Origin of the sequence: Bacillus sp. AFS015802, from assembly GCF_002561455.1 — a bacterium.
Lineage (GTDB): Bacteria > Bacillota > Bacilli > Bacillales > Bacillaceae_B > Rossellomorea.
Map to the genome: position 1 here is coordinate 1 of NZ_NTUP01000060.1, position 23493 is coordinate 23493.

General features: G+C 42.6%; 40 protein-coding genes. 2 read left to right on the top strand and 38 right to left on the bottom strand.

Features of this window, described 5'->3' with window-relative positions; translation table 11 throughout:
* Nucleotides 1–304: 304 nt before the first annotated feature.
* A complete protein-coding gene (locus CN378_RS15515) occupies nt 305–532 on the bottom strand; it encodes a hypothetical protein (protein WP_098353359.1) in 228 nt (75 codons plus the stop codon).
* Between the two features lie 140 nt (nt 533–672).
* On the opposite strand from CN378_RS15515, the gene pdaB reads away from it, so the two are divergent.
* A complete protein-coding gene (gene pdaB, locus CN378_RS15520; RefSeq protein ID WP_098353360.1) occupies nt 673–1422 on the top strand; it encodes a polysaccharide deacetylase family sporulation protein PdaB in 750 nt (249 codons plus the stop codon).
* A 42-nt stretch (nt 1423–1464) separates the two neighbouring features.
* Here the strand turns inward: pdaB and CN378_RS15525 are convergent, their stop codons facing one another.
* The gene (locus CN378_RS15525) at nt 1465–2100 is read right to left on the bottom strand and encodes a KinB-signaling pathway activation protein (RefSeq protein ID WP_098353362.1); all 636 of its coding nucleotides are present in this window, start codon (nt 2098–2100) and stop codon (nt 1465–1467) included.
* Between the two features lie 149 nt (nt 2101–2249).
* Here CN378_RS15525 and gerD point away from each other — a divergent pair, with 149 nt between their 5' ends.
* Complete coding sequence (gerD, locus tag CN378_RS15530; RefSeq protein ID WP_098353364.1) at nt 2250–2894, top strand: spore germination lipoprotein GerD; 645 nt, start codon at nt 2250–2252, stop codon at nt 2892–2894.
* Between the two features lie 74 nt (nt 2895–2968).
* On the opposite strand, the gene CN378_RS15535 is transcribed toward gerD, so the two are convergent.
* From CN378_RS15535 to rplB, 36 genes are all read right to left on the bottom strand, one after another.
* The gene (locus CN378_RS15535; protein ID WP_098353366.1) at nt 2969–4018 is read right to left on the bottom strand and encodes a P-loop NTPase; all 1050 of its coding nucleotides are present in this window, start codon (nt 4016–4018) and stop codon (nt 2969–2971) included.
* 506 nt (nt 4019–4524) lie between these two features.
* Nucleotides 4525–5253, bottom strand: a complete 729-nt coding sequence (gene cwlD / locus CN378_RS15540; RefSeq protein ID WP_098353368.1) for an N-acetylmuramoyl-L-alanine amidase CwlD — start codon at nt 5251–5253, stop codon at nt 4525–4527.
* Between the two features lie 95 nt (nt 5254–5348).
* Nucleotides 5349–5795, bottom strand: coding sequence for a DUF2521 family protein (locus CN378_RS15545; RefSeq protein ID WP_098353370.1), 447 nt, complete (start codon nt 5793–5795; stop codon nt 5349–5351).
* Between the two features lie 126 nt (nt 5796–5921).
* Nucleotides 5922–6314, bottom strand: coding sequence for a 30S ribosomal protein S9 (gene rpsI, locus CN378_RS15550; protein ID WP_034765933.1), 393 nt, complete (start codon nt 6312–6314; stop codon nt 5922–5924).
* 22 nt (nt 6315–6336) lie between these two features.
* A complete protein-coding gene (gene rplM / locus CN378_RS15555) occupies nt 6337–6774 on the bottom strand; it encodes a 50S ribosomal protein L13 (protein WP_034765935.1) in 438 nt (145 codons plus the stop codon).
* A gap of 182 nt (nt 6775–6956) precedes the next feature.
* The gene (gene truA, locus CN378_RS15560; protein WP_098353372.1) at nt 6957–7709 is read right to left on the bottom strand and encodes a tRNA pseudouridine(38-40) synthase TruA; all 753 of its coding nucleotides are present in this window, start codon (nt 7707–7709) and stop codon (nt 6957–6959) included.
* Between the two features lie 14 nt (nt 7710–7723).
* Nucleotides 7724–8521 (bottom strand): energy-coupling factor transporter transmembrane component T family protein, encoded by a 798-nt coding sequence (locus CN378_RS15565; protein WP_098353374.1) that lies wholly within the window; start codon nt 8519–8521, stop codon nt 7724–7726.
* A complete protein-coding gene (locus CN378_RS15570) occupies nt 8518–9387 on the bottom strand; it encodes an energy-coupling factor ABC transporter ATP-binding protein (RefSeq protein ID WP_098353375.1) in 870 nt (289 codons plus the stop codon). The genes CN378_RS15565 and CN378_RS15570 overlap by 4 nt, the downstream gene beginning before the upstream one ends.
* Nucleotides 9363–10199, bottom strand: a complete 837-nt coding sequence (locus tag CN378_RS15575; RefSeq protein WP_098353377.1) for an energy-coupling factor ABC transporter ATP-binding protein — start codon at nt 10197–10199, stop codon at nt 9363–9365. The genes CN378_RS15570 and CN378_RS15575 overlap by 25 nt, the downstream gene beginning before the upstream one ends.
* Nucleotides 10200–10478: 279 nt before the next feature.
* Entirely contained in the window at nt 10479–10841 is a 363-nt protein-coding gene (gene rplQ, locus CN378_RS15580) for a 50S ribosomal protein L17 (RefSeq protein ID WP_034765940.1), read from the bottom strand.
* 46 nt (nt 10842–10887) lie between these two features.
* On the bottom strand, nt 10888–11832 hold the full coding sequence (locus tag CN378_RS15585) for a DNA-directed RNA polymerase subunit alpha (RefSeq protein WP_034765941.1): 945 nt from the start codon (nt 11830–11832) through the stop codon (nt 10888–10890).
* A gap of 166 nt (nt 11833–11998) precedes the next feature.
* The gene (gene rpsK / locus CN378_RS15590) at nt 11999–12388 is read right to left on the bottom strand and encodes a 30S ribosomal protein S11 (RefSeq protein ID WP_032085294.1); all 390 of its coding nucleotides are present in this window, start codon (nt 12386–12388) and stop codon (nt 11999–12001) included.
* Between the two features lie 25 nt (nt 12389–12413).
* Nucleotides 12414–12779 (bottom strand): 30S ribosomal protein S13, encoded by a 366-nt coding sequence (rpsM, locus tag CN378_RS15595; protein WP_034765943.1) that lies wholly within the window; start codon nt 12777–12779, stop codon nt 12414–12416.
* Between the two features lie 24 nt (nt 12780–12803).
* Nucleotides 12804–12917 carry a 50S ribosomal protein L36 gene (rpmJ, locus tag CN378_RS15600; RefSeq protein WP_003156543.1) on the bottom strand — a complete coding sequence of 38 codons (114 nt, stop codon included), beginning with the start codon at nt 12915–12917 and terminating at the stop codon, nt 12804–12806.
* 38 nt (nt 12918–12955) lie between these two features.
* Entirely contained in the window at nt 12956–13174 is a 219-nt protein-coding gene (infA, locus tag CN378_RS15605; protein WP_034765945.1) for a translation initiation factor IF-1, read from the bottom strand.
* On the bottom strand, nt 13167–13490 hold the full coding sequence (locus CN378_RS15610) for a KOW domain-containing RNA-binding protein (protein ID WP_098353379.1): 324 nt from the start codon (nt 13488–13490) through the stop codon (nt 13167–13169). The genes infA and CN378_RS15610 overlap by 8 nt, the downstream gene beginning before the upstream one ends.
* Before the next feature lie 15 nt (nt 13491–13505).
* A complete protein-coding gene (gene map / locus CN378_RS15615; RefSeq protein WP_098353381.1) occupies nt 13506–14252 on the bottom strand; it encodes a type I methionyl aminopeptidase in 747 nt (248 codons plus the stop codon).
* Nucleotides 14252–14902, bottom strand: a complete 651-nt coding sequence (locus CN378_RS15620) for an adenylate kinase (RefSeq protein ID WP_034765951.1) — start codon at nt 14900–14902, stop codon at nt 14252–14254. The genes map and CN378_RS15620 overlap by 1 nt, the downstream gene beginning before the upstream one ends.
* Before the next feature lie 61 nt (nt 14903–14963).
* Nucleotides 14964–16256 carry a preprotein translocase subunit SecY gene (gene secY, locus CN378_RS15625; protein WP_098353383.1) on the bottom strand — a complete coding sequence of 431 codons (1293 nt, stop codon included), beginning with the start codon at nt 16254–16256 and terminating at the stop codon, nt 14964–14966.
* On the bottom strand, nt 16256–16696 hold the full coding sequence (gene rplO / locus CN378_RS15630; RefSeq protein WP_098353385.1) for a 50S ribosomal protein L15: 441 nt from the start codon (nt 16694–16696) through the stop codon (nt 16256–16258). Before rplO ends, secY begins: the two co-directional genes overlap by 1 nt.
* Before the next feature lie 32 nt (nt 16697–16728).
* Nucleotides 16729–16911, bottom strand: coding sequence for a 50S ribosomal protein L30 (gene rpmD, locus CN378_RS15635; RefSeq protein ID WP_034765956.1), 183 nt, complete (start codon nt 16909–16911; stop codon nt 16729–16731).
* A 13-nt stretch (nt 16912–16924) separates the two neighbouring features.
* Nucleotides 16925–17425: a 30S ribosomal protein S5 gene (gene rpsE / locus CN378_RS15640; protein WP_034765958.1), complete on the bottom strand. Its 501-nt coding sequence runs from the start codon at nt 17423–17425 to the stop codon at nt 16925–16927.
* A 23-nt stretch (nt 17426–17448) separates the two neighbouring features.
* Nucleotides 17449–17811, bottom strand: a complete 363-nt coding sequence (rplR, locus tag CN378_RS15645; RefSeq protein WP_034765960.1) for a 50S ribosomal protein L18 — start codon at nt 17809–17811, stop codon at nt 17449–17451.
* A gap of 33 nt (nt 17812–17844) precedes the next feature.
* Nucleotides 17845–18384, bottom strand: coding sequence for a 50S ribosomal protein L6 (rplF, locus tag CN378_RS15650; protein ID WP_098353387.1), 540 nt, complete (start codon nt 18382–18384; stop codon nt 17845–17847).
* Nucleotides 18385–18414: 30 nt separating this feature from the next.
* Entirely contained in the window at nt 18415–18813 is a 399-nt protein-coding gene (rpsH, locus tag CN378_RS15655; RefSeq protein ID WP_034765964.1) for a 30S ribosomal protein S8, read from the bottom strand.
* Between the two features lie 30 nt (nt 18814–18843).
* Nucleotides 18844–19029 (bottom strand): type Z 30S ribosomal protein S14, encoded by a 186-nt coding sequence (locus tag CN378_RS15660; RefSeq protein WP_010191505.1) that lies wholly within the window; start codon nt 19027–19029, stop codon nt 18844–18846.
* A 24-nt stretch (nt 19030–19053) separates the two neighbouring features.
* Nucleotides 19054–19593: a 50S ribosomal protein L5 gene (rplE, locus tag CN378_RS15665; RefSeq protein WP_034765967.1), complete on the bottom strand. Its 540-nt coding sequence runs from the start codon at nt 19591–19593 to the stop codon at nt 19054–19056.
* Nucleotides 19594–19619: 26 nt separating this feature from the next.
* Nucleotides 19620–19931 carry a 50S ribosomal protein L24 gene (rplX, locus tag CN378_RS15670; RefSeq protein WP_034765969.1) on the bottom strand — a complete coding sequence of 104 codons (312 nt, stop codon included), beginning with the start codon at nt 19929–19931 and terminating at the stop codon, nt 19620–19622.
* Between the two features lie 39 nt (nt 19932–19970).
* Nucleotides 19971–20339, bottom strand: a complete 369-nt coding sequence (gene rplN / locus CN378_RS15675) for a 50S ribosomal protein L14 (RefSeq protein ID WP_032085280.1) — start codon at nt 20337–20339, stop codon at nt 19971–19973.
* A gap of 44 nt (nt 20340–20383) precedes the next feature.
* On the bottom strand, nt 20384–20647 hold the full coding sequence (gene rpsQ / locus CN378_RS15680; protein ID WP_032085279.1) for a 30S ribosomal protein S17: 264 nt from the start codon (nt 20645–20647) through the stop codon (nt 20384–20386).
* A gap of 20 nt (nt 20648–20667) precedes the next feature.
* Nucleotides 20668–20871, bottom strand: a complete 204-nt coding sequence (rpmC, locus tag CN378_RS15685) for a 50S ribosomal protein L29 (RefSeq protein ID WP_032085278.1) — start codon at nt 20869–20871, stop codon at nt 20668–20670.
* On the bottom strand, nt 20861–21295 hold the full coding sequence (rplP, locus tag CN378_RS15690; protein ID WP_034765971.1) for a 50S ribosomal protein L16: 435 nt from the start codon (nt 21293–21295) through the stop codon (nt 20861–20863). The genes rpmC and rplP overlap by 11 nt, the downstream gene beginning before the upstream one ends.
* A 2-nt stretch (nt 21296–21297) precedes the next feature.
* Nucleotides 21298–21954: a 30S ribosomal protein S3 gene (rpsC, locus tag CN378_RS15695; protein WP_034765973.1), complete on the bottom strand. Its 657-nt coding sequence runs from the start codon at nt 21952–21954 to the stop codon at nt 21298–21300.
* Nucleotides 21955–21957: 3 nt separating this feature from the next.
* On the bottom strand, nt 21958–22299 hold the full coding sequence (gene rplV / locus CN378_RS15700; protein WP_034765976.1) for a 50S ribosomal protein L22: 342 nt from the start codon (nt 22297–22299) through the stop codon (nt 21958–21960).
* Nucleotides 22300–22318: 19 nt separating this feature from the next.
* Entirely contained in the window at nt 22319–22597 is a 279-nt protein-coding gene (gene rpsS / locus CN378_RS15705) for a 30S ribosomal protein S19 (RefSeq protein WP_034765978.1), read from the bottom strand.
* 60 nt (nt 22598–22657) lie between these two features.
* Nucleotides 22658–23488, bottom strand: coding sequence for a 50S ribosomal protein L2 (gene rplB, locus CN378_RS15710; protein WP_044340525.1), 831 nt, complete (start codon nt 23486–23488; stop codon nt 22658–22660).
* Between the last annotated feature and the right edge of the window lie 5 nt (nt 23489–23493).

A 23493-nucleotide genomic window follows, 5' to 3' on the forward strand; every position in this document is an offset into this window, starting at 1 on the left:
CAGTTTTCAAGGTTCAATGTTTGTCGTTTCCGTTTGAAGCGACCTTATTAATTTACCACACTTGAATGTGTGATGTCAACTGTTTTTTCAAATTATTTATTGGTGTTTCTTCTAAATAATTCATTGTGTTTCAGCGACGTTTATTAATATACCAAGTTTCTCTGTGCTGGTCAATACATTTCGTGAACTTTTTTAATAAAATATTTCAATCTCATTACCTCTCTTACAAAACCATTTACTCTGTTGGCTCAGGTGCATATAATAGCCCCCGTCTCTGTTGCTTGCAGGCGGGGGCAGGATCTCACTAATACGTTTCCTTCTTGGCTTCCGTCTTCATATATTTCAAACATTCTTTTTGATTCGCAAATCGTTTAAAAAGGGAAAATAAGATTTTGTACCGTTCATCCATTGCTCTCTTAACGATATGATCAATTCGAGAATCTTTTAGATCAAACAGTATTTCATCCATTTCTCTTTTTAATAAATACTCGATTTCCTGTTTCTCTCTATCATTAATCATTAACCCCAGCAAGTATGTCACCCCTTTATGTTAGTATTTGTAGTTTTTTCCATTAAAAGAAATTTATAATCATTTTTTTATCAGATAGATATTTTTTCTGGGGACATGCATATCTTTAGTAAAGATAGACGGTTGAACGGAGGGATGATTCATTGAATACGTTTCACACAGTAAACGCTAAGAAATTGAAGCAAATTAGTTTGATTATCGTGATTTCTTTCTTTACTGCTTTGTTTGTATATAGCAGTAACCTCTCAACTCTTTCTGTTTTCAGTACGAAGGATGGTCCGAAGGCGATCTACAAAGGGGAAAAGGGAGTCGCTATTACATTCAACATTGGTTGGGGGGATGAAAAGGCCAAGCCGATCCTTGATGAATTAAAGAAAATGAACGTCACATCCGCTACCTTCTTCCTTTCTGGAGCCTGGGCGGAACGACACCCCGATTTGGTCGAACAAATCGTCAAGCAGGGGTATGAGATCGGAAACCTTGGTTATGCCTATTCTGATTATACAGAAATGGAACCGAATAAGATTAAGCAGGATATACTGAAGGCTGATACGGTTTTTAAGAAATTGAATGTGAAAGATGTGAAGTTATTACGCGTTCCAACGGGACATTTCGATAAAGAAACGTTAAGGGTTGCCGATTCCCTGGGCTTGACGGTCGTTCATTGGAGCGTAGACTCAAAGGATTGGACCAATCCCGGTGTGGAAGAAATCCTTAATAATATTAGCAAGGCAAAAAAAGGGGATATTGTCCTGCTTCACGCATCAGATTCAGCTAAACAGACAAAGGACGCCTTGCCGTCCATTGTGAAAGAACTAAAAGGAAAAGGGAATTTCATTACGGTATCCGATATGATTTCCAACGGCGATGCAAAGTCCTCCCTTATACAATAAAAAAATCCCGCTGATGCAAAATTCCATCAGCGGGATTTTCTATTAGCTCTTCATTGACTGTTTACGTTCTCTTTCCATCTGTGATTTCTCAATGTACTTAGGGAGACGCAACAGTTGGAATGCGTTACAGGCAAGGAGGGCGAGCAGCATAAGATACAGCCATTTAACGGAATTCACCAGTAATACCGGCAGCCATTCCAAAGTCGTCACGACAATCATAAAAAACAAGGCAGAAACAAAGGTGTTGGTTTTGGCTTCTGACTGTCGATTCTTCACATAGGCGACGGCAAGCCCTACCATAAAGATCCCAATCCCCAGTAGAATATAAGGCGTATATGGCTCGCCTTCCACAGCGAATGCCCTGAACCGGAAGTAAATCAGATCAAACAGGACAAGGGCAATCAGCACCAGCTGAACGGGGTTCCACAAGCTTTTAAACATCCCCATCCCGAATTGATGGATCGTTAAATAAGCGAAATATCCCATCTGACTGATGACACTGAAGGTAAACCCTACAAAGATGAACCAAAGTAAACTCGATAATATGCCAATCACGTTACCGTCTTGAAAGTATGGTCCGAACTGATCCCATCTAATAAGAAGGGCGGCCACACCTGTTACGGCTCCACCGATTACTAACGTATGAATAAATAAACGAATCCAATTGCGGATGGTCACTTCTATTTTCCCCCATATAAAAAAATATACACTTCCTTGATTGTACCAACGCATGTTTAAAAAATCCAGATTCCAATTTTCCCTGTGCATATTTTTTTCGTTATTTCTCATATTAAAGGTAAGGGAATTTGTATGGAAGGAGCCTACCCATGAAAAAATATTCCTTTCTTTTTGTACTGACCCTACTTCTTCTATCCGCTTGCAGCGGTGGCGGGGAGACAGGCAGTGGCAAAATGGATTATGAAGAAACCAAGAAAATGGTTGTCGATATATTAAAGACCGATGATGGTAAAAAAGCCATCCAGGAAGTCATGTCTGATGAAAAAATGAAATCAGAGCTCATTATGGATCAGGGAGTTGTAACCGATACAATCTCCAAAACCTTAACGTCCGAAAAAGGATCCGAATTCTGGAAGAAATCCTTTGAGGATCCGAAGTTCGCAGAAGCAATGGCGAAAAGCATGAAAGACGGCAACGAAAAATTACTGAAGGATCTGATGAAGGATCCTGAGTACCAGGGAATGATGATGGATCTATTGAAGGATCCTGAATTCAAAAAAGAGCTTACCGAGGTATTAAAAAGCCGTGAATACAAAGAGCATCTGCAAAAAGTCATGACAGAAACGTTCGAAAGCCCGCTATTTAAGGCGAAGCTTCAGGATGTTCTATTGAAGGCTGCAGGGGAAATTAAAGACGGCGGGAAGAGTGAAGGCGGAAGCAGTCAATCATCCGGCAGTGACCAAGGTGGTTCGGGAGATTCAGGTGGTTCAGGCAGCGGAGGCGGAAGCCAATAATTTTCCTCTCTCGCCAGTATGACCACTCACTAAAAGAGACCAATGCCATTTTCGCATTGGTCTCTTTTTTCTAATTAAGATAACTTTTCAATTACTTTATGGGCGATTTCGCCGTAGATTTGTCCAAGACGATGATCTTCCGCATAAATAGAAGGAGCAAAATCCACTTCGTTCCAATCAGGCTGTTGCAGTGGGAGCTTGCCTAGTAAATCGGTACGAAGCTCTTCTGTAAGCTTCTCTCCCCCGCCTTGGCCGAATACGAATTCCTTCTCACCTGTCAGTTTACTTTCGAAATAGGACATGTTCTCTACCACACCCAGGATGTCATGATCCGTTTGAAGGGCCATGGCACCGGCACGTGCCGCTACGAATGCGGCCGTCGGATGGGGAGTCGTCACGATGATTTCCTTACAATGCGGAAGCATGGTATGGAGATCAAGAGCGACGTCTCCTGTTCCCGGCGGCAAGTCCAGTAGTAAATAATCCAGTTCGCCCCACTCGACTTCCGAGAAGAAGTTATTGAGCATCTTCCCAAGCATTGGTCCCCTCCAAATAACCGGTGCATTATCTTCAACGAAGAACCCCATGGAGATGACTTTTACACCGAAACGTTCTACTGGAATAATTCTTTCCCCACGTACCACCGGCCGCTTCACAATCCCCATCATATCTGGAACGCTAAAACCGTAAATATCGGCATCTACAAGTCCCACTTTCTTGCCTTGACGGGCCAATGATACAGCCAGGTTGACGGAAACCGTTGATTTTCCTACCCCGCCTTTTCCGCTGGCAATCGCGATAAAGGTGGTCTTACTTGCAGGGGATAATAAATCCGTTCCTTCTCCACCTGTGCCTCTATGCTTTTCAAGCTCTTCTTCCGGAAGCTCTGTGAAACGGATCCCGACAGATTCCGCTCCGTTATCCTTTAACACTTGTACAATTTTTTGCTGGAATTGCATTTGCTCCCCGGTACCTGTCTTGGCTATGGCAACTTTCACACTGACATGGTTCTTTTCTTCTTTTACGGAGATATCTACAACTCCGTTTGTTTCTTGTAATGTTTTATTTAAAAAAGGATCTTTTAATCCAAATAAAAGCTCGCGTGTTTGTTGTTCCGATAACATGAATAACCACCCTTTTCTATGTATTCGTTTTCAATCAACTGCCTTAAGTATAACATATTCTCAGTTGAATGAATGCTCAAAAGGTTTTGAATGCTTTTGTTGAATAATAAAATAGATTTAATATCTACAGGTTTCTTTACTAGGCGAGCAGTGGTTGTTTTCCGCTCCAGGTGCTCGCTTTCCGCGGGGCTGGCGGTGAGCCTCCTCAGGCTTCGCCCTCCGGGGTCTCACCTGTCCAGCTATTCCCGCAGGAGTCGAGCACCCTCCACTCCAAACAACTAAGTGAAACATTTCTGAATAAGTTCATAGAACATAACCCCTCTTTCTACAACCGTTTTGGGACAGTGATTTTATCTTAATATTGTCATTCATAAAGAACAGCTCGACTTTATAAATCTGTTCCGCCAAAAACTCACAAAACTCCCTGAAGAGACACAGGGAGTAGACCCATTAGGTTAGGTTATTAGTGATTTAAACTGCTGTTTAAAACGAAAAAAGCTGAGAGGTTATTCCTCGTCAGCTTTTTCTTTGTCTTCTTTGTCCATGGTCAGGTAGTTGAGCACTCCCTGATACACAGAGGCCGCGATTTTTTGTTGGTAATCCTCTTTAAGAAGGTTTGCTCTTTCTCCCGGATTGGACAGGAATCCGATCTCTACGAGGGCACCGGACTTTTTCGCGTGCTTTAAGATGTAGACGTTTTGAAGACCCTTTGCTTCGCGGGTCGTGTTTTCCAAGTTCCGTGTCAATTCTGCCTGAATGGCCTTGGCGAGTGCTTTGTTTTCTTCATACTTTGGATTGTAGAAGGTTTGGGCCCCGCTCCATTTCGCAGAAGGGATGGAATTCAAGTGGATGCTAAGAAACATATCGGCTTGGGATTCATTGATCAAGCTGAGCCTTTTCTTTAAGTCCTCCACTTTTCTTCGGCTGTATCCTCTCGTACCTTCATCGGCAAGATCTTTATCATCCTCACGCGTAAGGATGACAAGAGCACCTTGTTCTTGCAGATAATCCCTTATCATCAGGGATACATTTAGTGCAATATCCTTTTCCAGGGCATTCTCATCCCCCGCTCCGCCGTCCGGTCCACCATGTCCCGGGTCTATATAAATGATCTTTCCCGATAAGGGGAGATTCCAGGAATCCCACGTATCCTTGTCCAGTATCTTATATTGAATAATGAATAATAAAATAGCCAGTGCAGAAATTAACCCGATAACCTTCAGTTTCTGAACCATTCCAGTCCTCCTATTTCCAGTCTTGAACACGGAGAAAAAGTCCTCCGTTGCCCTTACTAAAAAATATGGGACAAGAATGGGTTTTAGAACTGAAATTAATTCAGCCGCAGTTTGTGACGCTTGATGCCCTTTTCATATCCTTCCGACCACCAGGTTTCCACAAAGTGCTCACAACAAAAATAAAAGGACTCGTCCACCTGGTTGGAGACACCCATCTCAGACCAGTACAGCCAAAAATTATATAGTGTATCAATAAAATGCTTTAATTCTTCATCGCACCGTTTTTTCACTAATCCGGTGTCCTCGCCTGAGTAACCGAATTTGCTGACCTTCCCACCCAGGAGATAGGCTTCTATCGCCACATCAAAGCACGCCTCATCAAATCCCTGCTGCATAAATACGCCGCCTTGAACCTTTATATAGCCAAAATGCCTTCGGACACTTTCCTGCAGCATTTTGATCGAAATTTCTTTCAGTAATGTTCTTTCCGTCTTGATTTGCTTTTCTCTTCTCTTTGTATTGAAAGTTGTAATAACGTTCAAATCATTCCACCCCTTTGAACGTATTTTCCTACTTAACACACCACTTCATTCGAGTAACTGTTACCAATTTTACAACAAAAAAAGCCCAGCCGACAGAATCGGCTGAGCTTTTGTGTGAAATAATAATTAACGCTTAGAGAATTGTGGCGCGCGACGTGCACCTTTAAGACCGTATTTTTTACGCTCTTTCATACGAGAGTCACGAGTTAATAATCCAGCGCGTTTTAGAGTTCCACGGTATTCAGGATCTGCTTGTAGTAAAGCACGAGCGATTCCGTGACGGATCGCACCAGCTTGACCAGCATAGCCTCCACCATTAACGTTTACTAAAACGTCATAGTTACCAAGAGTTTCAGTTGCAACTAGTGGTTGCTTAATTACTTCTCTTAGTGCCGCGAATGGGATATAAACTTCTACTTCACGATCATTGATAACAATGTTTCCGTTACCTGGTACTAAACGTACACGAGCTACTGAGCTCTTACGACGACCAGTTCCGTAATATTGAACTTGAGCCAAGATAATAACCTCCTCTTATTAATTATCCACGAAGTTCGTAAACTTCAGGTTGTTGTGCTTGATGTGGATGCTCTGCTCCAGCATATACATGTAATTTCTTGAACATTTGACGACCTAGAGAACCTTTTGGAAGCATACCTTTGATAGTAAGCTCAAGCATTTTCTCTGAGTAGTTTGTACGCATTTCTAATGCTGTACGTTGTTTTAAACCACCAGGGTGATTAGTGTGACGGTAGTAGATCTTGTCCGTTAACTTCTTCCCAGTCAGTTCAATTTTTGAAGCATTAAGAATGATTACATGATCACCAGTGTCAACATGTGGTGTGAATGTTGGTTTGTGTTTTCCGCGTAGAATTGAAGCAACTTCACTGGATAGACGTCCAAGAGTTTTACCTTCAGCATCTACAACGAACCATTTACGATCGATTTGGTTGGCTTTTGCCATATACGTTGTACGCATGATTTAACCTCCTATTTAATGAATCCGTAGTATTTATTTTCTAATCACAATAAGTTTCCGGGGCTTATCGTGGGGTTAATAACATACCATATGCTATATTATCTTGTTCCCAGTCTATTGTCAAGAGAATGTTACACCAGGATTAGTTGTTTTAGTATTTTTTTTAGAAATTCTATATAATCCTATTTCACAACAGGATCATAATCCACCTTCCACAGGTATAATCCGTGGGGCGGCGCTGTCTTTCCTGCCCGGTTGCGATCCTTTGCTTCCAGTATTCCAGGTACCTCATCCACAGGAATATTCCCAGTACCCACCTCTAACAAAGTACCGACCAAGATCCTCACCATATTGTATAGAAAACCATTTCCCACAAATGAAAAAATGATTTCTTCTTCATGTTCCTCTATGTCGATACGATGTATGGTCCTTATTTTGTCTTCCACTTCCGTCTTAGCGGAACAGAAACTGGTGAAGTCATGCTCCCCGATGAGATGAAGGGCAGCCCGCTCCATTTCCGTTATGGAAAGAGTATATGGATAATGAAGGGCAAAGTGACGATTGAATGGACTTCTGGATTTTCCTGTATCGATCCGGTAGCGATATTCCTTCTGCTCTACTGAAAACCTCGAGTGGAAGTCAGTTGAAACAAACATAGCTTCTTTCACGGTCACCTCATCCGGTAACCGTGTATTCAGCACCACCGTCCACTTTTCCTCAGGGATGGATAAAGGTGTATCAAAATGAAACACTTGACCGTTCGCATGGACACCGGCATCTGTCCGGCCAGAGCCACTGATTCGGATTCTCTCACCCTTATGGATAGTCGACAAAACGTCCTCTATCACGCCCTGGACGGTTCGCTCTCTGGGTTGTACCTGATAACCATGAAAATTCGTTCCATCATATGCGATGGTACACTTCACTCTCTGCATACGTGACACTCCCGTTATCCTCTGAAAATGATTAATACCGCTGTCAGGAGGGCGAGGACGACCAACGCTCCCGTATCCTTCTTATGCCAGGATAACAGACGGTATTTCGTTCTGCCTTCCCCTCCTTGATACCCTCTTGCTTCCATGGCGGTTGCCAGGTCCTCAGCCCTTTTAAAGGCACTGACGAAAAGAGGGATCAATAGAGGGATGATCGCTTTGATCCTGTCTTTAATGGGCCCTGATGAAAACTCGGCCCCCCTTGCAATCTGTGCCTTCATGATTTTATCGGTTTCCTCCATCAGGGTCGGGATGAACCGCAGGGAAATCGACATCATCAGAGCCAATTCATGGACGGGGAACTTCGCTTTCTTCAATGGATTCAAAAGCGTTTCAAGACCGTCCGTAATCGTAATGGGTGAGGTCGTGAGCGTTAACAATGAAGTGACCAGGATGAGATAAAAGAACCGTAACGATATAAAAATCCCTTGCCTTAACCCTTCTTCATGAACGGACAGGACTCCCAAATCCAAAATGACTGGACCTTCCTTTGTGAAAAATACGTGTAAGAAAAACGTAAACAGAATCAGCCATAGGATCGGCTTCAGCCCTCCGATGATAAAACGGATGGAAAGATTGGACAGGATGAGTGCGCTAAACGTAAAAACTCCGAGCAGTGCGTAGGTCACGGCATTATTCGCCAGAAAGACGACGCATATAAAGCCGAAAATAAATAAAAGCTTTGCCCTTGGATCCATTTGGTGAAGAACGGATTTGGCGGGTACATATCGGCCGAAGATCATCTTTTCCATCATAGGTCTTCACCCCCATCCCGAATCCCACGGATGGCTGTAGCCAATTCGCCAATAGTCAAACAGGTTTTCGGAAGCTTCTTCCCGGTCTTCTGTTCAAACTCATATTGAAAGCGGACAACATCCGGGACGTCCAGCCCCATTTCGAACAATTCATCCGTCCGGGAGAAAATTTCTGCCGGGTTCCCTTTTCGCTTCAGGCGACCCTTTTGCATGATGACAATCTCGTCGGCGTAATGGGCGGCGTCTTCCATGCTGTGGGTGACAAGAATGGTGGTCAGTCCTTTTTCCTTATGAAGGTCGTAGAACATGTCCATGATTGCCTTCCGCCCTCGTGGATCGAGTCCTGCTGTCGGCTCATCGAGTACGATGACTTCAGGATTCATGGCCAGCACCCCTGCTATGGCGACACGTCGCATTTGTCCCCCTGACAGATCAAATGGGGATTTCCGCAACACATCCTCAGACAATCCGACCTTCACGATCAGCTCTTTCGCTCTTCGTATCGCTTCTTCCTCTGATACACCAAAGTTCATCGGACCGTAGCATATATCTTTAAGGACGGTCTCTTCAAACAGCTGGTGCTCAGGGAATTGAAAGACGATGCCTACCTTCTGTCTGACCGGCTTTAAGTTTTTGATCTTTTCCTTTGCCTTGATCTTATGATCTCCTACTTGAACTAGTCCCTCTGTAGGCTTTAACAGTCCATTTAGATGCTGCAACAGTGTAGACTTACCTGAACCCGTATGACCGATTACCGCAAGAAATTGACCGGTTGGAATCGAAAGGTTGATATCTTGAAGGGCAAGTTTTTCGAATGGAGTGTTGAATGAATATCGGTACTCTACCTGTTGAAATGTGATTTGCATAATTCATCCACCAACTCTTCTTCTGTATAATAAGTTTTAGACAAAGAAATCCCTGCTTCCTTCAATGCCCCGGCAAGCTTGATGGTAAAAGGTGAATCCAATCCGAGCTTAATAAGCTCGTCCTCTAATAGGAAGATCTCTTCTGGAATTCCTTCCTTAAAAACACTCCCTTGATTCAGGACAATCATCCGATCTGCCTTTGTTGCCTCCTCCAGGTCATGGGTAATGGAGATCACCGTAAGGTTCTCTTCCTCTTTCAGCTTCCGTACCGTTTCAAGGACTTCCTGCCTTCCTTTTGGATCGAGCATCGATGTTGCTTCATCCAGGATGATGATCGATGGCTGCAGGGCTACGACCCCCGCAATCGCTACACGCTGCTTCTGACCACCGGATAAATGGTGCGGCTCTTGATCAAGAAAATCTTCCATATGGACACTTCTTAAAGCATCATTGACCCTCTGCACCATGTATTCATGAGGGACCCCATGGTTTTCTAACCCAAAAGCCACATCATCTTCCACTGTAGCCCCAACAAACTGATTATCGGGATTCTGAAAAACCATACCCAGCTTTGAACGGATGTCCCATATCGAACTCTCCTCAAGAGTGATTCCATCCACCGTCACGCGACCCTTCTCAGGGAAGTGAAGCCCGTTCAACATCTTGGCAAGGGTGGATTTGCCTGATCCGTTATGACCGACGATCGCAAGCCATTCCCCTTGATTGACTGTCAGACTGATTCCTTTTAGGGCGTACGTGTCCTGATCAGGATATCTGAAATGCACATCGTCAACGTTTATGATTTCCTTCAATTCTGTAACCTCCTCTACGCTATCCTTACTCAGCTCTGCTAAAACCTTTGCATACAAAAAAAAGCCTGCACCCCGACCAAAGAAAAGAAACTCTTTTCTTGTTCATCCATTGAACAGCTTCTATGAACATAGAAGTTGGAAGGGGTGCACGAGCTAGACGAGTCAGACAGCGCTGCTCATCGTAACGCTCTGCTTTTCATCACATGCACTTATACAAAAAGGGCAAAGAAGCAGTTAAGGATTAACTGTCCCGCCCTTAATGTTAGTAGTCACGAATTATTAAACTAATTCGATGATTGCCATTGGAGCACCGTCACCACGGCGAGGACCAACCTTCATAATGCGAGTATATCCGCCTTGACGCTCTGTGTAACGAGGAGCGATGTCAGAGAATAACTTTTGTAAAGCATCTTGGTTGTTTTCAGCGTTAGCAACTTCTTTACGAATGAATGCACCAGCTTGACGACGCGCGTGAATGTCACCACGTTTACCTAAAGTGATCATTTTTTCCACAACTGAACGAAGCTCTTTCGCACGAGTTTCAGTTGTTTCGATGCGCTCGTTGATGATTAGGTCTGTAGCTAAATCACGTAGCATTGCTTTACGTTGAGCACTGGTACGTCCTAACTTTCTGTAAGCCATTAAGGGTTCCCTCCTTTGTTGAGTCTATATATGAAAGAAGATGTTATCAGTCGTCTTTACGTAAACCGAGTCCAAGGTCTTCAAGTTTAACTTTAACCTCTTCAAGGGATTTACGTCCTAGGTTACGCACTTTCATCATATCTTCTTCAGTCTTGTTTGCAAGCTCTTGAACAGTATTGATTCCAGCACGCTTCAGGCAGTTATAAGAACGAACAGAAAGATCTAATTCTTCGATCGTCATCTCAAGAACTTTTTCTTTTTGGTCTTCTTCTTTTTCTACCATGATTTCAGCATTCTGCGCTTCATCTGTAAGGCCAACGAAAATATTTAAGTGTTCTGTCAGAATCTTAGCACCTAAAGAAATCGCTTCTTTCGGTCCAATACTTCCATCAGTCCATACATCAAGAGAAAGTTTATCGTAGTTCGTCATTTGACCAACACGAGTATTTTCTATTTGATAGTTAACGCGTGAAACTGGAGTGTAAATAGAATCGATTGGGATCACGCCAATAGGAAGATCCTCACGTTTGTTTTGGTCTGCTGGTCTGTACCCACGACCACGGGATGCACTTAACCGCACACGGAAGTGACCACTCTTGGATAATGTTGCGATGTGTAAATCAGGATTTAACACTTCAACATCACTATCGTGAGTAATATCCGCAGCCGTTACGACTCCTTCGCCCTGTACATCAATCTCTAGCGTTTTTTCTTCATCAGAGTAGATCTTCAACGCCAGCTTCTTGATATTCAAAATGATGGATGTGACATCCTCTACGACGCCTTCAATTGTTGAAAACTCATGCAGTACTCCATCTATTTGAATAGATGTGACAGCAGCACCTGGGAGTGACGATAATAGGATACGACGTAAGGAGTTACCCAAAGTTGTACCATATCCACGCTCAAGTGGTTCTACGACGAACTTTCCATATGTGGCATCATCGCTGATCTCAACCGTTTCAATTTTTGGCTTTTCAATTTCGATCATTAATATTTACCCTCCTTCAAAACGTCGAAACTCCGGGCTAAATAAGATAAAGTCCGAAATTCCCCATGTTTACGTTCCCTATTGTGCACCAACAACTGGTTACTTTTCTGAACGTATCTTGTATCATATCCCATTATAGACAACGATACAAAATTTATACAGAAAATTAAACGCGGCGACGTTTTGGTGGACGGCATCCATTATGAGGAACTGGAGTAACGTCTCTGATTGCAGTAACTTCTAGACCTGCTGCTTGAAGAGCACGGATAGCTGCTTCACGACCAGCACCAGGACCTTTAACTGTTACTTCAAGAGTTTTTAGACCATGTTCTTGAGAAGCTTTAGCTGCTGTTTCAGCTGCCATTTGCGCTGCGAATGGAGTGGATTTACGAGAACCTCTGAATCCTAGTGAACCTGCACTTGACCATGCAACAGCATTTCCGTGAACATCAGTAATAGTTACGATTGTGTTATTGAATGTAGAACGAATGTGTGCGATACCAGCTTCGATATTCTTTTTCACACGACGTTTACGAGTATTTGTTTTACGTGCCATACTAAGAAGTAACCTCCTTTACCTATTATTTTTTCTTGTTAGCTACAGTCTTACGAGGACCTTTACGTGTACGAGCATTGTTCTTCGTATGTTGTCCACGAACAGGTAGTCCACGACGGTGACGAAGACCGCGGTATGAACCGATTTCCATAAGACGTTTGATGTTTAGTGATACTTCACGACGAAGATCACCTTCTACTTTTAATTTATCAACGATATCACGAATCTTTCCTAGTTCGTCGTCAGTAAGATCGCGAACGCGAGTATCCTCGGATACACCAGCTTCAGATAAGATTTTCGCTGCAGTATTTTTACCAATACCGTAGATGTATGTTAATGAAATGACAACACGTTTGTCACGTGGAATGTCTACACCAGCAATACGTGCCATAGTGATAGCGCACCTCCTTTAAGATTAGCCTTGTTTTTGTTTGTGTTTAGGGTTTTCACAGATAACCATGACTTTACCTTTTCTACGAATAACTTTACATTTTTCGCAGATCGGTTTAACAGATGGTCTAACTTTCATCTTATTCTAACCTCCTTAATAGTACGGAGTGCAATAGATTATTTATAACGATAAGTGATTCTACCACGAGTTAAGTCATACGGTGATAATTCCACTGTTACCTTGTCACCAGGTAGGATACGGATGAAATGCATACGGATCTTTCCTGAAACATGTGCCAGTACTGTATGACCATTTTCTAATTCTACCTTAAACATCGCATTGGGCAAAGTCTCGGCGACCTTACCTTCAACTTCAATTACATCATCCTTAGCCATCGAACATGTCTCCCTTCTTCTCATCATTTAACACTTCGTTAACAAACTTTGAAACAGCATAACGCAGTTTACCGTTCGTTACTCTGCCTGATTCTATAATACTGTTTTGAACTTCTGGAGAAACATAGTCACACAAGTGAAGATGAGCGACGTTCTTTCGCTTGGCGCGATCAAACTTTCGTCTATCCCCATCTGCTATGAGTACAAAACGTTCATCCAACTGCTGAACAACGACCGAGTAGCATCCTGTTTCTCTCCCTTTAAGGGTTTGAACAATCTGGCCTATCCTCGGAACCGTCGAATCTGACTCGATCAATCCAATCACCTTCACTTAGGCTTTCGTCAATATCTCATAGCCGTCTTCAGTAATGGCAATGGTGTGTTCAAAGTGCGCACACATTTTATCATCTACTGTGACGACTGTCCAGTTATCTGATAACGTTCTAACATATCGACTTCCTGCATTAACCATTGGTTCAATAGCCAGTACCATGCCAGGCTTTAAACGCGGACCTTTGTTGGGTGGTCCATAATGAGGGATTTGCGGGTCCTCATGTAAGTCTTGACCAACTCCGTGTCCTACATACTCTCGAACGATCGAAAAGCCGTTAGCTTCAACAAAAGTTTGTATACTATGAGAGATATTCGACAGACGCTCGCCTGGTTTCGCTTCTTTCAGTCCCAGAAAAAGAGATTCTTCTGTTACATCAAGAAGCCTACGGGTTTCATCATCTATTGTTCCAACTGGATACGTCCAAGCCGAGTCACCGTGATAACCGTTATATTTAGCACCGATATCGATGCTGATTATATCGCCATCCTTTAATACCCGATCGCCTGGAATTCCATGTACCAACTCATTGTTGACTGAAGCACAGATGCTGCCACGAAACCCATTATACCCTTTAAAAGATGGAATTGCATCATGTTTACGAATGAATTTTTCAGCAATTGCATCCAATTCCTTCGTCGATATTCCCGGAGAAATATGCTTTTGCAATTCCGCATGAGTTAATGCAACGATCTTACCAGCATGCCGCATAATCTCAATCTCTCTCGGAGTTTTAGAAATGATCATTATGAAAGGCCTCCAAGTAGTTCATCAATGTCATCAAACACTCTATGGATGTCTTGTTGACCGTCAATGTTTTTCAGATAGCCTTTATCTTCGTAGTATGCCAATAGCGGTTGGGTTTGTTTGATGTTTACGTCCAGGCGGTTCTGAACCGTCTCTTCGTTATCATCTGCGCGTTGATATAACTCGCCGCCGCAGCGATCACAAACGCCCTCTTCTGTTGGCGGATTAAAGACAAGATGATAAGTAGCGCCGCACTCTTTACAGATCCTGCGACCTGTCAAGCGCTCCATCAAGATGTCCTTATCTACATTTATATTAATGACATAATTCATTTTTTTACCAAGATCAGCTAGGATGTTTTCAAGTGCTTCTGCCTGAGCAACCGTTCTTGGAAACCCATCCAGTAAGAAGCCTTTTTCACAGTCCTCTTTGCTTAAACGTTCACGGACGATACCGATTGTCACTTCATCAGGAACAAGATCGCCATTATCCATGAATGATTTAGCCTTCAAGCCTAGTTCTGTACCTTCTTTGATAGCTGCACGGAACATATCGCCTGTAGAGATATGGGGGATACCATATTTATCTACGATTTTTTCAGCTTGAGTGCCTTTTCCTGCGCCTGGTAAGCCCATAAGAACAATATTCACTCGTACTCCCCCTAATTGTCTATAAAATGGTTTCAGGAACAAGATGTTCCCGAAAACCCTCTTATTTAATAAATCCTTTGTAGTGACGTTTCACTAACTGTGCCTCTAGTTGCTTCATTGTCTCAAGTGCAACCCCTACTACGATGAGTAAGCTTGTTCCACCGATTTGAGCTGCAGGAGGTAATCCCGCAAAGTTAATGAAGAAAACTGGAAGGACTGAAATAACAGCTAAGAAGATAGCCCCAACAAATGTTAGACGATACAGAACGCGAGTGAGATACTCTTGTGTGGTTTTACCTGGACGAATACCAGGGATATATCCACCTTGCTTCTTCAAGTTTTCAGCCATTTGTTCTGGATTCACTTGAATGAAAGCATAGAAATACGTAAAGGCAACGATCAGAGCTACATAGATGATCATACCAACTGGTTTGGTGTAATCAAAGATGTACTGGATAGTACTGGTCACATCATTTTCCCCAAAGAAGGATGAAATGGTCTGTGGCGTAATAATGAAAGAAATCGCAAAGATAACTGGAATAACACCCGCAGCATTCACCTTTAATGGTAGATGTGTTGATTGTCCACCAACCGGACTACGCCCCACTAAACGTTTTGCATATTGAATCGGAATCTTACGAAGTGCTTGTTGGATAAACACGACACCAACCACGATTGCAATAACTGCTAAAACAAGAAGTGCAAGAACCACAATTCGCAGGAAGAGCTGTTCGCCTGCTCCCTCGATTTGCTGTGCATAGATTTGGTTTACAGTGTTAGGGATCGCAGCGACGATACCTGCAAAGATCAGGATCGAAATACCATTCCCGACACCTTTAGCCGTGATTTGTTCACCAAGCCACATAAGAAAAGCCGTACCAGCTGTTAGAACTAACGCTATTAGTAGGTACGTACTGACTCCGGGGCTTTGGATAAGCATTCCACCGTAAATTCTATTGAAGCCGTAGGACATACCGAGGGCCTGGATGAATCCTAGAACGATAGTGAAATAACGTGTGAACTGAGCTAATTTACGGCGCCCGACTTCACCCTGCTTAGACCACTCAGTAAACTTCGGAACAACATCCATTTGCAGGAGCTGTACAATGATCGAAGCCGTGATATAAGGCATGATTCCCATCGCGAAGATGGAGAAGTTCTTTAACGCACCGCCACCAAATGTATTCAGGAATCCAAGAATCCCAGCTTGGTCTTGCATTTTCAATACATTAGCGTCTACGTTTGGTACCGGAATGAAGGTACCAAGACGAAAGACTATTAACATTAGAAGGGTGAAGATAATTTTGTTTCTTATATCACCCACGCGCATAAAATTGGAGACAGTTTGAAACATTAGATCACCTCGGATGTACCGCCAGCAGCTTCGATAGCTTCTTTAGCAGTGGTTGAGAATTTGTGTGCTTTTACTGTAAGCTTTTTCTCGATTGAACCTTTACCAAGAATCTTAATTCCTGCTTTTTCGTTACTCACTACACCAGATTCTACAAGTAGAGCTGGAGTAACTTCTGTACCATCTTCGAAGCGATTCAATGCGTCAAGATTGACGATTGCGTATTCTTTACGATTGATGTTCGTGAATCCACGTTTTGGTAGACGTTGGAACAATGGTGTTTGACCACCCTCGAAGCCAGGACGAGTTCCGCCACCTGAACGGGCGTTTTGTCCTTTATGACCTTTACCAGCAGTCTTTCCATTACCTGAACCAATACCACGTCCTACACGATTGCGGACTTTACGTGAACCTTCTGTAGGCTTTAACTCATGTAATTTCATGTCGGCACCTCCTTCTTTTTAAGCGTTAAGAATTATTTTTCAGTTACTGTTACAAGGTGAGCCACTTTGTTGATCATACCGCGGATTGCAGCATTATCTTGTTGCTCAACCGTTTGGTGCATTTTGCGAAGTCCTAAAGCTTCAACCGTTTTGCGTTGATCTTGAGGACGGCCAATGATGCTGCGAGTGAGGGTAATTTCTAGTTTGTTAGCCATCGTTATCCCTCCCTTAACCTAAGATCTCTTCTACTGATTTACCACGTAGTTTAGCTACGTCTTCAGCACGCTTTAATTGTTTTAAACCTTCGATAGTAGCGCGAACCATGTTAATTGGAGTGTTAGATCCTAATGATTTAGATAGGATATCTTGAACACCAGCTAATTCAAGTACGGCACGAACAGGTCCACCGGCGATGATTCCTGTACCCGCAGAAGCAGGTTTGATCAGGATCTGACCAGCACCAAATCGTCCAGTTACTAGGTGAGGTGTAGTACCTTCAACCATAGGAACTTCAATTAGATTCTTTTTCGCATCTTCAATCGCTTTACGGATCGCATCAGGTACTTCCTGAGCTTTCCCAGTTCCGAAACCAACGTGGCCGTTTTTATCGCCCACTACTACAAGAGCAGCGAAACGGAAACGACGTCCACCTTTAACTACTTTCGCAACACGATTGATTGTAACTACGCGTTCTTCAAATTCTAGTTTGCTTGAGTCAATACGACGCATCTGGATTGTCCCTCCTTTTTTTATTAAAATTCTAAGCCGTTTTCACGAGCTGCTTCAGCCAAAGCTTTGATACGGCCATGATATAAATATCCACCACGGTCAAATACTACAGATTTTAATCCTTTTTCTACTGCACGTTTCGCAACTAGTTCTCCAACTTTTGCTGCTGCATCAGTTGTAGCAGAAGAATCTAGGTTGAAATCTTTATCTTGAGAAGATGCACTAACTAGAGTAACACCATTCATATCATCGATAAGTTGAGCGTAGATATTTTTGTTAGAACGGAAAACGTTCAAACGAGGACGAGTTTCAGTTCCAGTAATCTTTGAACGGACACGAGCATGTCTCTTCTTACGTGTTTTGTTCTTATCTGGCTTAGTAATCACCTACGGTCACTCCTTTCTTTTGCCTACGCGGCATTATTTACCTGTTTTACCTTCTTTACGACGAACATATTCACCTTCGTAGCGAATACCTTTTCCTTTGTAAGGCTCAGGAGAGCGTACAGCACGAATGTTAGCAGCTAATGCTCCAACACGTTCTTTGTCGATACCTTTGATAGATATCTTTGTATTAGCCGGTACTTCGATCTCGATACCTTGTTCTGGTTCGATCTCAACTGGGTGAGAGTAACCAACGTTAAGGACAAGCTTAGTACCTTGCTTTTGAGCACGGTAACCTACACCGACTAGCTCAAGATTTCTTTGGAATCCTTTAGATACACCTTCAACCATGTTCGCGATTAGGGCACGAGTTGTACCGTGTAACGCGCGGTGTTCTTTTGCATCAGAAGGACGAGTAACTGTTGCTACGTTTCCTTCTAATTCAACTTTAATATCAGCATTGAATGTACGAGAAAGTTCCCCTTTAGGTCCTTTTACAGTTACAGTGTTATCTTCACCTACTGTTAGAGTAACGTCAGATGGAATTTCTACTGGTAGTTTTCCTACACGTGACATCCTGTTGCACCTCCATTCATATAAAAAATATTACCAAACGTAAGCTAGAACTTCTCCGCCTACTTGTTGAGCACGAGCTTCTTTATCAGTTAGTACACCTGTTGAAGTAGAAACAAGCGCGATACCTAAACCGTTTAGTACTTTAGGTACCTCTGTTGATTTTGCATATACACGTAAACCAGGTTTAGAGATACGCTTTAATCCAGTAATTACTCGTTCGTTGTTTGCTCCATATTTCAAGAAAATGCGGATAACACCTTGCTTGTTATCTTCTACATATTCTACGTCACGTACGAAACCTTCACGTTTAAGGATTTCTGCAATTTCTTTCTTGATGTTAGAAGCAGGAACTTCTAATCTTTCGTGACGAACCATGTTCGCATTACGGATGCGAGTTAGCAAATCTGCAATTGGATCTGTCATTGTCATAATAATTTACCTCCTTCCCAATATAGGGTATTACCAACTAGCTTTCTTAACGCCAGGAATCTGACCCTTGTATGCAAGTTCACGGAAACAAATACGGCAAAGCTTGAATTTACGGATAACTGAATGAGGACGTCCGCAACGTTCGCAACGAGTATACGCTTGAACATTATGCTTTGGCGTGCGTTTTTGTTTCGCAATCATAGATTTTTTAGCCACATTTTCGCCTCCCTTATATAGCGATTACTTTTGGAATGGCATTCCGATTTGTGTCAACAATTCACGAGCTTCTTCGTCTGTGTTCGCAGTTGTTACGATTACGATATCCATACCGCGTACTTTAGACACTTTATCATAGTCAATCTCAGGGAAAATCAATTGCTCTTTAACTCCTAATGTGTAGTTACCGCGACCGTCGAATGCTTTTTTAGAAACACCACGGAAGTCACGTACACGTGGAAGTGAAACAGAAATTAATTTATCTAAGAATTGGTACATACGCTCTCCGCGTAGAGTAACTTTTGCACCGATTGGCATACCTTCACGAAGACGGAAGCCTGCGATAGATTTTTTAGCTTTCGTTACAACTGGTTTTTGACCAGTGATTTGAGTCAATTCATCAACAGCTACATCAAGAGCTTTTGAGTTTTGAACAGCATCACCGATACCCATATTGACAACGATCTTTTCAACTTTAGGTACTTCCATTACTGATTTGTAATTGAATTTGCTAACTAGAGCTGGACTGATTTCTTGTTGGAATTTTTCTTTTAGGCGGTTCATTCAGAATACCTCCCTTCTTAATCGTACTATTTATCTAGAACTTCACCTGATTTTTTTGCTACACGTACTTTTTTGCCGTCTTCTGTCTTATAACCTACACGAGTTGGCTCGTTAGATTTCGGATCTAGAAGCATAACATTTGATACATGGATAGATGCTTCTTGGCTGATGATTCCGCCTTGCGGATTCATCTGTGAAGGCTTAGCGTGTTTTTTCACAACGTTGATACCTTCAACTAGCACTCGGTCTTTCTTTGGGAATGAAGCAAGAACAACACCTGTTTTGCCTTTGTCTTTCCCAGTAATGACCATTACTTTATCGCCTTTTTTTACATGCATTTCATCGCACCTCCTTGAATGGCCCAATGCTAATATCTATTAAAGAACTTCTGGAGCTAAAGATACAATTTTCATAAAGTTGCTGTCACGCAGCTCACGGGCAACAGGTCCGAAGATACGAGTTCCACGTGGTCCTTTATCGTCACGGATAATGACACAAGCGTTCTCGTCAAATTTGATGTAAGTACCGTCTTGACGACGTACACCAGATTTAGTACGAACAACTACTGCTTTAACTACGTCACCTTTTTTAACAACGCCACCTGGTGTTGCTTGTTTTACTGTACACACGATAACATCACCGATGTTAGCTGTCTTGCGTCCAGAACCACCAAGTACTTTGATAGTTAATACTTCACGAGCACCAGAGTTGTCAGCAACTTTTAAACGTGATTCTTGTTGAATCATGTAGGTAACCTCCCTTCGGAATATAAAATATCCGAACAAATATATTAGATAATAACTGCTTTTTCAACAACTTCTACTAAACGGAAACGTTTTGTAGCAGATAGTGGACGAGTCTCCATGATACGTACGATATCGCCTACTTTTGCTTCGTTGTTCTCATCATGAGTTTTAAACTTCTTAGAGTACTTAACGCGCTTGCCGTATAGAGAATGCTTTTTATAAGTTTCTACCATAACCGTTACTGTTTTATCCATTTTGTCGGAAACAACACGGCCAGTGTATACCTTACGTTGGTTGCGGTCACTCATTTAAGCAAACCTCCTCTCATTTATCGATTGTTAACCCCGATCTCTCTTTCACGGATTACAGTTTTCATACGAGCGATCCCTTTGCGGACTTCACGGATGCGAGCTGTGTTTTCTAATTGCCCAGTCGCAAGTTGGAAGCGAAGGTTAAATAACTCTTCTTTCAGAGTCTTTACTTTTTGTTCAATTTCAGCAGTGGTTAGGTCACGAATTTCATTAGTTTTCATTTGATTCACCACCAATTTCCTCACGTTTTACAAACTTCGTTTTGATTGGAAGTTTGTGTGATGCCAGACGAAGTGCTTCACGAGCTACCTCTTCAGAAACACCAGCGATTTCAAACATGATTTTTCCAGGCTTAACTACTGCTACCCAACCTTCTGGAGCACCTTTACCTGAACCCATACGTACTTCTAAAGGTTTTGCAGTGTAAGGTTTATGAGGGAAGATTTTAATCCATACTTTACCGCCACGTTTCATGTAACGAGTCATAGCGATACGAGCTGATTCGATTTGACGGTTAGTGATCCAAGAAGCCTCAACTGCTTGTAAACCGTATTCACCGAACGCTACTTCTTGACCGCCTTTAGCACGTCCACGCATTTTTCCGCGGTGTTCGCGACGATGTTTAACGCGTTTAGGTAATAACATAATTATTTGCCTCCTTCCTCAGATTTCTTTCTTGTAGGAAGAACTTCTCCACGATAGATCCATACTTTAACGCCAAGCTTACCATAAGTTGTGTCAGCTTCTGCATGAGCATAGTCAATGTCAGCGCGTAGTGTATGAAGTGGAACAGTACCTTCACTGTAATGTTCTGCACGAGCGATATCTGCTCCGCCTAGACGACCAGATACTTGTGTTTTGATTCCTTTAGCTCCAGCACGCATCGCACGTTGGATCGATTGCTTTTGAGCACGACGGAAAGAAACACGGTTTTCTAATTGACGAGCAATGTTTTCTGCTACTAATTTAGCATCAACGTCAGCTCTTTTGATTTCAACGATGTTGATGTGTACACGTTTTGAAGTAAGTTCGTTAAGAGCTTTACGAAGTGCTTCAACTTCTGTACCACCTTTACCGATAACCATACCAGGCTTAGCTGTATGAACAGTAATGTTAATACGATTTGCTGCGCGTTCGATTTCTACTTTAGAAACAGAAGCGTCAACTAAACGTTTTGCAATATATTCACGTACTTTAATGTCTTCGTGTAATAGATTAGCGTAATCTTTATCTGCGTACCATTTAGATTCCCAATCACGGATTATACCGACACGAAGTCCGACCGGATGTACTTTTTGACCCACAGCTTATCCCTCCTTCTTTTCTGATACGACAAGTGTAATGTGACTTGTACGTTTGTTAATTTGACTTGCACGTCCCATCGCACGAGGACGGAAACGTTTAAGTGTTGGTCCTTCATTTACATAAGCCTCAGTTACCACTAGGCTATTAATATCCATGTCAAAGTTGTGCTCTGCGTTCGCAATAGCAGACTTAAGTACTTTTTCGATTACTGGTGAAGCAGCTTTAGGTGTATGCTTTAAGATAGCAACCGCTTCTCCAACTTGCTTACCTCGGATTAGATCAACGACTAAACGTACTTTACGAGGAGCAATACGTACTGTTCTTGCAACAGCTTTTGCTTGCATTAGGATACCCTCCTCTCAATTAGCGTCTTGTTTTCTTATCATCACTTGCGTGACCTTTGTAAGTACGAGATGGTGCGAATTCACCAAGCTTGTGACCTACCATGTCTTCAGTGACGTATACAGGTACATGTTTACGACCATCGTAAACTGCGATAGTGTGACCGATGAATGCTGGGAAGATCGTTGAGCGACGAGACCAAGTTTTCACAACTTGTTTGCCTTCAGTTTCGTTCAATTTTTCGATCTTAGTCATTAAATGATCATCAACAAAAGGTCCTTTTTTTAAGCTACGACCCATGTTTGAACCTCCCTTCGTGATTGATCTACGGCTCTTTTCAGGAACCGTAGTACAATCCCGTTATTTTTTGCGACGACGCACAATAAATTTATCAGATTTGTTGTTTTTCTTACGTGTCTTGTATCCAAGAGTCGGTTTGCCCCATGGAGACATTGGTGATTTACGTCCGATTGGAGCGCGTCCTTCACCACCACCGTGTGGGTGATCGTTAGGGTTCATTACAGAACCACGAACTGTTGGGCGTTTCCCTAACCAACGAGAACGTCCGGCTTTACCAATGTTGATAAGTTCGTGCTGCTCGTTTCCAACTTGACCTACTGTAGCGCGGCAAGCAGAAAGGATCATACGAGTTTCACCAGAGTTCAAACGTACAAGTACATATTTACCTTCTTTACCAAGTACTTGTGCAGATGTTCCAGCAGAACGTACTAACTGGCCACCCTTACCTGGTTTAAGTTCAATATTGTGTACGATTGTACCAACTGGGATGTTGATAAGTGGTAACGCATTACCTACTTTGATATCTGCTTCAGGTCCAGACATTACTTCCATACCAACTTCGATTGTTTTCGGAGCCAGGATGTAACGTTTTTCCCCATCAGCGTAATTGATTAGTGCAATGTTTGCAGAGCGGTTTGGATCGTATTCGATCGTAGCAACGCGTCCAGGTATACCATCTTTTTCACGTTTGAAATCGATGATACGGTATTGACGCTTATGACCGCCACCTTGATGACGAACTGTTAACTTACCTTGGTTGTTACGGCCACCCTTTTTGTGTAGGGGTGCTAAAAGTGACTTTTCCGGAGAATCCGTTGTGATTTCAGCAAAATCAGAACTAGTCATGCCGCGACGACCATTAGAGGTAGGTTTATACTTTTTAATCGCCATGTTTT

Excerpts from the sequence above, each read along its gene's own strand:
- gerD (WP_098353364.1), top strand. The coding sequence starts at position 2,250 with ATGAAAAAATATTCCTTTCTTTTTGTACTGACCCTACTTCTTCTATCC.
- rplX (WP_034765969.1), bottom strand. The coding sequence starts at position 19,931 with ATGCATGTAAAAAAAGGCGATAAAGTAATGGTCATTACTGGGAAAGAC.
- truA (WP_098353372.1), bottom strand. The coding sequence starts at position 7,709 with ATGCAGAGAGTGAAGTGTACCATCGCATATGATGGAACGAATTTTCAT.
- rpsS (WP_034765978.1), bottom strand. The coding sequence starts at position 22,597 with ATGGGTCGTAGCTTAAAAAAAGGACCTTTTGTTGATGATCATTTAATG.
- rplV (WP_034765976.1), bottom strand. The coding sequence starts at position 22,299 with ATGCAAGCAAAAGCTGTTGCAAGAACAGTACGTATTGCTCCTCGTAAA.
- rpsQ (WP_032085279.1), bottom strand. The coding sequence starts at position 20,647 with ATGAGTGACCGCAACCAACGTAAGGTATACACTGGCCGTGTTGTTTCC.
- rplQ (WP_034765940.1), bottom strand. The coding sequence starts at position 10,841 with ATGGCTTACAGAAAGTTAGGACGTACCAGTGCTCAACGTAAAGCAATG.
- CN378_RS15570 (WP_098353375.1), bottom strand. The coding sequence starts at position 9,387 with ATGCAAATCACATTTCAACAGGTAGAGTACCGATATTCATTCAACACT.
- rplB (WP_044340525.1), bottom strand. The coding sequence starts at position 23,488 with ATGGCGATTAAAAAGTATAAACCTACCTCTAATGGTCGTCGCGGCATG.
- rpmC (WP_032085278.1), bottom strand. The coding sequence starts at position 20,871 with ATGAAAACTAATGAAATTCGTGACCTAACCACTGCTGAAATTGAACAA.
- rplF (WP_098353387.1), bottom strand. The coding sequence starts at position 18,384 with ATGTCACGTGTAGGAAAACTACCAGTAGAAATTCCATCTGACGTTACT.
- rplN (WP_032085280.1), bottom strand. The coding sequence starts at position 20,339 with ATGATTCAACAAGAATCACGTTTAAAAGTTGCTGACAACTCTGGTGCT.
- cwlD (WP_098353368.1), bottom strand. The coding sequence starts at position 5,253 with ATGGTTCAGAAACTGAAGGTTATCGGGTTAATTTCTGCACTGGCTATT.
- rpsM (WP_034765943.1), bottom strand. The coding sequence starts at position 12,779 with ATGGCACGTATTGCTGGTGTAGACATTCCACGTGACAAACGTGTTGTC.
- infA (WP_034765945.1), bottom strand. The coding sequence starts at position 13,174 with ATGGCTAAGGATGATGTAATTGAAGTTGAAGGTAAGGTCGCCGAGACT.
- rpsH (WP_034765964.1), bottom strand. The coding sequence starts at position 18,813 with ATGACAATGACAGATCCAATTGCAGATTTGCTAACTCGCATCCGTAAT.
- rplE (WP_034765967.1), bottom strand. The coding sequence starts at position 19,593 with ATGAACCGCCTAAAAGAAAAATTCCAACAAGAAATCAGTCCAGCTCTA.
- secY (WP_098353383.1), bottom strand. The coding sequence starts at position 16,256 with ATGTTTCAAACTGTCTCCAATTTTATGCGCGTGGGTGATATAAGAAAC.
- rplM (WP_034765935.1), bottom strand. The coding sequence starts at position 6,774 with ATGCGTACAACGTATATGGCAAAAGCCAACCAAATCGATCGTAAATGG.
- rpmD (WP_034765956.1), bottom strand. The coding sequence starts at position 16,911 with ATGGCTAACAAACTAGAAATTACCCTCACTCGCAGCATCATTGGCCGT.
- rpsK (WP_032085294.1), bottom strand. The coding sequence starts at position 12,388 with ATGGCACGTAAAACAAATACTCGTAAACGTCGTGTGAAAAAGAATATC.
- CN378_RS15585 (WP_034765941.1), bottom strand. The coding sequence starts at position 11,832 with ATGATCGAAATTGAAAAGCCAAAAATTGAAACGGTTGAGATCAGCGAT.
- rplO (WP_098353385.1), bottom strand. The coding sequence starts at position 16,696 with ATGAAATTACATGAGTTAAAGCCTACAGAAGGTTCACGTAAAGTCCGC.
- CN378_RS15535 (WP_098353366.1), bottom strand. The coding sequence starts at position 4,018 with ATGTTATCGGAACAACAAACACGCGAGCTTTTATTTGGATTAAAAGAT.
- rpmJ (WP_003156543.1), bottom strand. The coding sequence starts at position 12,917 with ATGAAAGTTAGACCATCTGTTAAACCGATCTGCGAAAAATGTAAAGTT.
- map (WP_098353381.1), bottom strand. The coding sequence starts at position 14,252 with ATGATCATTTCTAAAACTCCGAGAGAGATTGAGATTATGCGGCATGCT.
- rpsE (WP_034765958.1), bottom strand. The coding sequence starts at position 17,425 with ATGCGTCGTATTGACTCAAGCAAACTAGAATTTGAAGAACGCGTAGTT.
- rplP (WP_034765971.1), bottom strand. The coding sequence starts at position 21,295 with ATGTTATTACCTAAACGCGTTAAACATCGTCGCGAACACCGCGGAAAA.
- CN378_RS15565 (WP_098353374.1), bottom strand. The coding sequence starts at position 8,521 with ATGATGGAAAAGATGATCTTCGGCCGATATGTACCCGCCAAATCCGTT.